The following is a 5,618-nucleotide window of genomic DNA, read 5'->3' on the forward strand; positions in this document are numbered from 1 at the left end:
GGCCGAGCTCGACGAGGCCTACATCCTTCTGCACGAGAAGAAGCTCTCCTCGCTGCAGTCGATGCTGCCGGTGCTGGAAGCCGTCGTCCAGACCTCGAAGCCGCTCCTCATCATCGCCGAGGACATCGAGGGCGAGGCGCTGGCCACGCTGGTCGTCAACAAGCTGCGCGGCGGCCTCAAGGTCGCGGCCGTCAAGGCGCCGGGCTTCGGCGACCGCCGCAAGGCCATGCTGGAGGACATCGCCGTCCTCACCGGCGGCCAGGTGATCTCGGAAGACCTCGGCATCAAGCTTGAGAACGTGACGCTCGACATGCTCGGCCGCGCCAAGCGCGTGAAGATCGAGAAGGAGAACACCACGATCGTCGACGGCGCCGGCAAGAAGGCCGACATCCAGGGCCGTTGCGCCCAGATCAAGGCGCAGATCGAGGAGACCACCTCGGACTATGACCGCGAGAAGCTGCAAGAACGCCTGGCGAAGCTCGCCGGCGGCGTTGCGGTGATCAAGGTCGGCGGCGCCACCGAAGTCGAGGTGAAGGAGCGCAAGGACCGCGTCGATGACGCGCTGAACGCCACCCGCGCCGCGGTTGAGGAAGGCATCGTGCCGGGCGGCGGCGTCGCCCTGCTGCGCGCCAAGAAGGCCGTGGCGGCCCTGAAGTCGTCCAACCCGGACATCCAGGCCGGCATCAACATCGTGTCCAAGGCGCTTGAGTCTCCGATCCGCCAGATCGCCGAGAACGCCGGCGTCGAGGGCTCGATCGTGGTCGGCAAGGTTCTGGAGAAGGAAGGCAACTACGGCTTCGACGCCCAGAACGAAGAGTATGTCGATATGGTCGCCAAGGGCATCATCGACCCGGCCAAGGTGGTGCGCATCGCGCTGCAGGACGCGGCCTCCGTGTCTTCGCTCCTCATCACCACCGAGGCGATGATCGCCGAGAAGCCCAAGGACAAGCCGGCCGGCGGCATGCCCCCTGGCGGCATGGGCGGCGGCATGGGCGGCATGGACTTCTAAGTCCTCGCTCAGCCATCGGCTGAAACGGATGAACCCCGGGAGAAATCCCGGGGTTTTTTTTGGCGGAGCGTCTCTTCAGACTTCCAGGATACGGATGCCGGTTGCAGCCAGGGCCGCGTGGGGGACCCTGCGGGGAACGATGACGGAAGACAGTGCATTGGCCCGGCAGACGAGGAAGCGCGACACGGCCCCGATCTTCTCGGTCGTGAGCAGCGAGACCACTTCGGCCGACCTCTGGAGAATGGCGCGTTTGATCTGCGCCTCCTCATAGTCGCCCGTGGTGCCACCCTCCTCCGCATGGAGGCCCGTGAGCCCCAGGAAGAAGAGATCGGCTCGCAGCCGGGTGACGGCCTCAAGGGCCGCGGCCCCGACACACACCATCGAGTGGCGCAGCAGCGTTCCGCCCACAAGAATGACCTTGACGCCTTCATGCGGCTCCAGTGCTGCGGCGATCTGCGGGCTGTGGGTGATCACCGTGGCCTCGACTGCCAGGGGCAGGTGGCGAACGAGCGCCAGATTGGTGGTGCCGCCGTCGATGAACACTGTCTGGCCGCGTTCCACAAGGGCCGCGCCCGCGGCGGCGAGCTTCTGCTTTTCTTCCACCGCCATGACGCGGCGGGCCGGCAGGCCGACGACGGTGGGCGAGGCCGGGAGTGCCCCGCCATGGACCCGCGTGAGCAGGCCTGCCGCCGCCAGTTCACGGAGATCGCGTCGGATCGTGTCCTCCGAAAGGGCAAGCTCCGCGCTCAGATCCTTCGCCACGACGCGGCCGTCACATTTGAGCCGGTCGAGAATTAGCTGTTTGCGTTGCTCCGTCAGCATCGCACGAAATTACACGATCTTGCACGATATGTCACGAAGTGATAGGGGGGCCTCTGACAAGGAGCACAAACATGACACGCCCCATGATGATCCTCATTGCCGGCCCTTACCGCTCCGGCACCGGAGATGACCCGGCCCAAATGGCCGCCAATCTCAAGCGCCTGGAAGAGGCCGCATGGCCGATCTTCGAGAAGGGCCACGTGCCCATGATCGGTGAATGGGTGGCGCTGCCCGTATGGCACATGGCGGGCGGCAGAGAGGTGGGGGATGCCATCTACGAACGGGTCCTCCACCCCACGGCAGCCCGCTTGCTTGAACATTGCGATGCGGTGCTGAGGCTTCCGGGCGAGTCGAAAGGGGCTGACAACGACGTTGCCATTGCACGCCGCCGCGGCCTTCAGATCTATTTCGGGATCGAGGAAATCCCCGCCCTGGGCGAGCCCCGCTGAAGGCGTTTTGCCCACATATTTCATACATCATCAATCGCCGGATCAAGTCCGGCGATGACGAGAACAACATGCAGCGTCAGCGTTTCTGGAACCAGCGGTCGATCAGATGGTCGAGCGAGATGACGCCGGGGCCGCGGTTGAGGAAGGCATCGTGCCGGGCGGCGGCGTCGCCCTGCTGCGCGCCAAGAAGGCGGTGGCTGCCCTGAAGTCGTCCAACCCGGACATCCAGGCTGGCATCAACATCGTGTCCAAGGCGCTTGAGTCTCCGATCCGCCAGATCGCCGAGAACGCCGGCGTCGAGGGCTCGATCGTGGTCGGCAAGGTTCTGGAGAAGGAAGGCAACTACGGCTTCGACGCCCAGAACGAAGAGTATGTCGACATGGTCGCCAAGGGCATCATCGACCCGGCCAAGGTGGTGCGCATCGCGCTGCAGGACGCGGCCTCCGTGTCCTCGCTCCTCATCACCACCGAGGCGATGATCGCCGAGAAGCCCAAGGACAAGCCCGCCGGCGGCATGCCCCCTGGCGGCATGGGCGGCGGCATGGGCGGCATGGACTTCTAAGTCCTCGCTCAGCCATCGGCTGAAACGGATGAACCCCGGGAGAAATCCCGGGGGTTTCTTGCATCTGAGGTGGAGCTGCCGGCTGGCCGATCAGGCTTGCATTTCTCCGGGCGGCGGACTACAGACAGGCCCGGTCAGCGCCCGTAGCTCAGCTGGATAGAGCACCAGACTACGAATCTGGGGGTCATGGGTTCGAATCCTGTCGGGCGCGCCATTTGCGAACAAAACCACTAACTTTTCCAGCGCTAGTATGCTGTCCTGCGATGACGGCTGCGAGAGAAGCCTTGTCGCCAATGATCTGGATCTTGCGGTCATCGACGCGGATCTCCTGGATGTCGGCAGTGCCGAACTTGTCGCGGAGAAGCAACGCGAAGGCGTCAATGCGCTCAGGGGGCAGGGCGTTGGAAGTTTGTGCCTGCTCAGCGATGCGCTCGAGCGAAGCCTGTTCAAGGGCGCGGGTCGCTTTGCGGGCGGTGATGCGCTCCTTGAGTTGGCTGTCGAGGTCCACGACCCCCTCTTCAATTGCGCGGTAGAGCCGGGCCAGCTTGTCGGAGGTTTCCCTGATCTCGGCTTCGAGGGTGGCCATGCGGCTGGTGATCGGTTGAGCTTCACAGATGCATCAACATGCATCAGCGCCGCGACCCGCCTTCTCGCCCCCAGCAACTTCGCCTAGAGGGGAGTAATGCGCTCGTAGCAATCCACCCCTCACCAACCCTCGCCCTGGCGGTGCTGATCGGCACTCTGACGCTCTTGCCCGACATTCCGGATGCGGTCCCTCGGCGCCCGGCAGCTGGTCGATCGGGCCGTCCGCGCCGTAGGTCTAGAAGTTCCGCCTGATTTGGTTGAATTGCTGTCGGGATTCGTCCTTCAGCTTGCTAGCCTTCGAAACGTCCGAAAGTTCTGAAGCAAGCTCGAGCAAAGAAAGCTTCTGGCGTGCTATCTCCCCGCTTGTGGTCATGTTAATCTCCGTCGAGGTTGAGGTTTAAAGCCGCAACGCCATCCTAAACCCTCATCCGAGCGGCATGGCCAGACTGGTTTGGGTGCTTCACTTCTGTGGCCCGCGCACCCCACCAGCGGGCCAGACTGTCAGGTGAATACACCCTCAGCTCACGCTAGCCTTCTCAGAGCCGCGCACGATTTTAGCGTCGGATTTTATAAATGACGCCGGATAGAGTTTCTATTTCGTCATTGTAGGCGCATCGCCTTAGCGGATTGTAGTAATCGTACCTCAATGATTGTGGCTAGTGTGCAGACTAGTCTTGATATATCTATGCAATGTATATTACTCTTTAATTCAGCTTTCTTCCTCTCTCCATATGAAGCGTGAAGCTAGACAGGCCCACACGTGAATGGCACGAGAAGTCAATAGGGGCAAAATGCGGGCTAAGGACATATGTATCTGCACAAGCCGGGCTAAGGACATATGTATCTGCACAAGCTATGACGAGAGATTTTCCCAGATAGGAGACCTTTCTGCGCAAACACTGTGCGCTTACGGAAAACGATACGGTTTTTCTGTACAGATCGAGCCAGAGGTTGCTATCAATCGACAGCCAGCTTGGCACAGGGTCAGATACATACCTGAGTTATTCAAGAAGGGTTATGAATATGTGATGTGGCTAGATGCGGACGCTTTGTTCGCTCGCTACGACCTTGATATCCGTACCGTGATCAACGGAATTTCTGACCTTTATCTTGTGCAGCATGACATCGAAGGACAGCGTCCAACACCGGTGCCGAATACTGGCGTAATGCTGATTCGAAATTCTCAATGGTCTGTCGATCTATTCAATACCTTGTGGAATATGACAGAGTTCCTGGAGCATTACTGGTGGGAGAATGGGGCGCTCATAAAACTTCTGGGTTACAACAAGTTACTCAATGCAGGCGAAAACAATTTCAACGATGAAATGCTGTCTCACATTACGTTTCTTCCGGAATCCTGGAATTTCTTGCCTTTTATTTCCTCGGGCTCTGACCCTTTCATAATTCATTATGCTGGATGTGACCGCGCGACGAGAAACAAAAACATTCCTCTCGACGTGAAAAAATCTCTTGAAACATTCTATTCGTCGAGCAGTACGTTCACAGATTTAAGGCGATGGATGACCTCGCAGTTTGTTCGCTAATGCTCGGGTGCTATTGTTGTATTTCTCATCGTCTTTCAAACCCGCCCTTGCTCTCATTGAGAATATTTTATTGTTGTAGTGGATTAGGCGTACCTCGCGCAAGGACACATACAACTGCGGGTCCGCAAATCTACAGCCCCTATACCACCTACTCGAAGGCAAGACTTCCCACACGCTCATCCTAGCCTTCGACCGTGATGGGGCTTTGCTGCTAAAGCCCTATGCGCCTCAACGATTTCGTGACCTAGAGGACGTTCCGTTTGCCGATGCGCCGAGGTTCGACTTTCCTGGCCATCACCTCACGGGCAATCCTGCGCAGACAGGTTATGCCTCTGCACTACGCAGAACGCCCATTCTTTGTCCGACATCAGTCCGTGAGTAATAATGGCTCATCCCACAGAGGAGCGTTGAATTAGAACGCAGGTGATTTGTGAATTTACTCTGTCAGCAAGGCCTATGCCCCCAAACTTCTCCGCATCTGCGCTGTCATTTGGCCGGCAGCACTGCCGCCACTCCTGATGAGCAATGATTTTCTGCAGAAGTTTGCTTGGCATGGTGTTTCCGTCGCAAATTTGAATGACATCACTCATCAATGACTGCAGCACGAATGACTGCAGCACGGCGGAAGAAAAAGACAGACTTTGGAA

General features: G+C 59.1%; 6 protein-coding genes, 1 tRNA gene and 2 pseudogenes. 5 read left to right on the top strand and 4 right to left on the bottom strand.

Annotated elements, in window-relative coordinates; translation table 11 throughout:
• The coding region (gene groEL / locus ACILRN_RS15500) for a chaperonin GroEL (protein ID WP_395689811.1) at positions 1-1,009 on the top strand (1,009 nt) is incomplete at its 5' end.
• A 75-nt stretch (positions 1,010-1,084) separates the two neighbouring features.
• On the opposite strand, the gene ACILRN_RS15505 is transcribed toward groEL, so the two are convergent.
• On the bottom strand, positions 1,085-1,831 hold the full coding sequence (locus tag ACILRN_RS15505; RefSeq protein ID WP_395689813.1) for a DeoR/GlpR family DNA-binding transcription regulator: 747 nt from the start codon (positions 1,829-1,831) through the stop codon (positions 1,085-1,087).
• Between the two features lie 83 nt (positions 1,832-1,914).
• Between ACILRN_RS15505 and ACILRN_RS15510 the strand changes: the two genes are divergently transcribed.
• From ACILRN_RS15510 to ACILRN_RS15520, 3 genes and pseudogenes are all read left to right on the top strand, one after another.
• Entirely contained in the window at positions 1,915-2,280 is a 366-nt protein-coding gene (locus ACILRN_RS15510) for a DUF4406 domain-containing protein (protein ID WP_395689819.1), read from the top strand.
• 130 nt (positions 2,281-2,410) lie between these two features.
• Positions 2,411-2,842: pseudogene (locus ACILRN_RS15515) on the top strand (TCP-1/cpn60 chaperonin family protein); the annotation flags it as partial.
• Between the two features lie 137 nt (positions 2,843-2,979).
• Positions 2,980-3,056, top strand: a tRNA-Arg gene (locus ACILRN_RS15520).
• Here the strand turns inward: ACILRN_RS15520 and ACILRN_RS15525 are convergent.
• Both ACILRN_RS15525 and ACILRN_RS15530 read right to left on the bottom strand, forming a co-directional pair.
• Positions 3,027-3,428 carry a hypothetical protein gene (locus ACILRN_RS15525; protein ID WP_395689815.1) on the bottom strand — a complete coding sequence of 134 codons (402 nt, stop codon included), beginning with the start codon at positions 3,426-3,428 and terminating at the stop codon, positions 3,027-3,029. The genes ACILRN_RS15520 and ACILRN_RS15525 overlap by 30 nt on opposite strands.
• A 237-nt stretch (positions 3,429-3,665) precedes the next feature.
• Positions 3,666-3,800: pseudogene (locus ACILRN_RS15530) on the bottom strand (IS481 family transposase); the annotation flags it as partial.
• Positions 3,801-4,218: 418 nt separating this feature from the next.
• Here ACILRN_RS15530 and ACILRN_RS15535 point away from each other — a divergent pair.
• On the top strand, positions 4,219-4,971 hold the full coding sequence (locus ACILRN_RS15535) for a putative nucleotide-diphospho-sugar transferase (RefSeq protein ID WP_395689821.1): 753 nt from the start codon (positions 4,219-4,221) through the stop codon (positions 4,969-4,971).
• A 389-nt stretch (positions 4,972-5,360) separates the two neighbouring features.
• On the opposite strand, the gene ACILRN_RS15540 is transcribed toward ACILRN_RS15535, so the two are convergent.
• Positions 5,361-5,618 (bottom strand): hypothetical protein (locus ACILRN_RS15540; RefSeq protein ID WP_395689817.1); only part of this gene is annotated, 258 nt, incomplete at its 5' end.

The sequence above is a fragment of the Aestuariivirga sp. genome (assembly GCF_044238155.1).
Classification (GTDB): Bacteria; Pseudomonadota; Alphaproteobacteria; order Rhizobiales; family Aestuariivirgaceae; genus Aestuariivirga.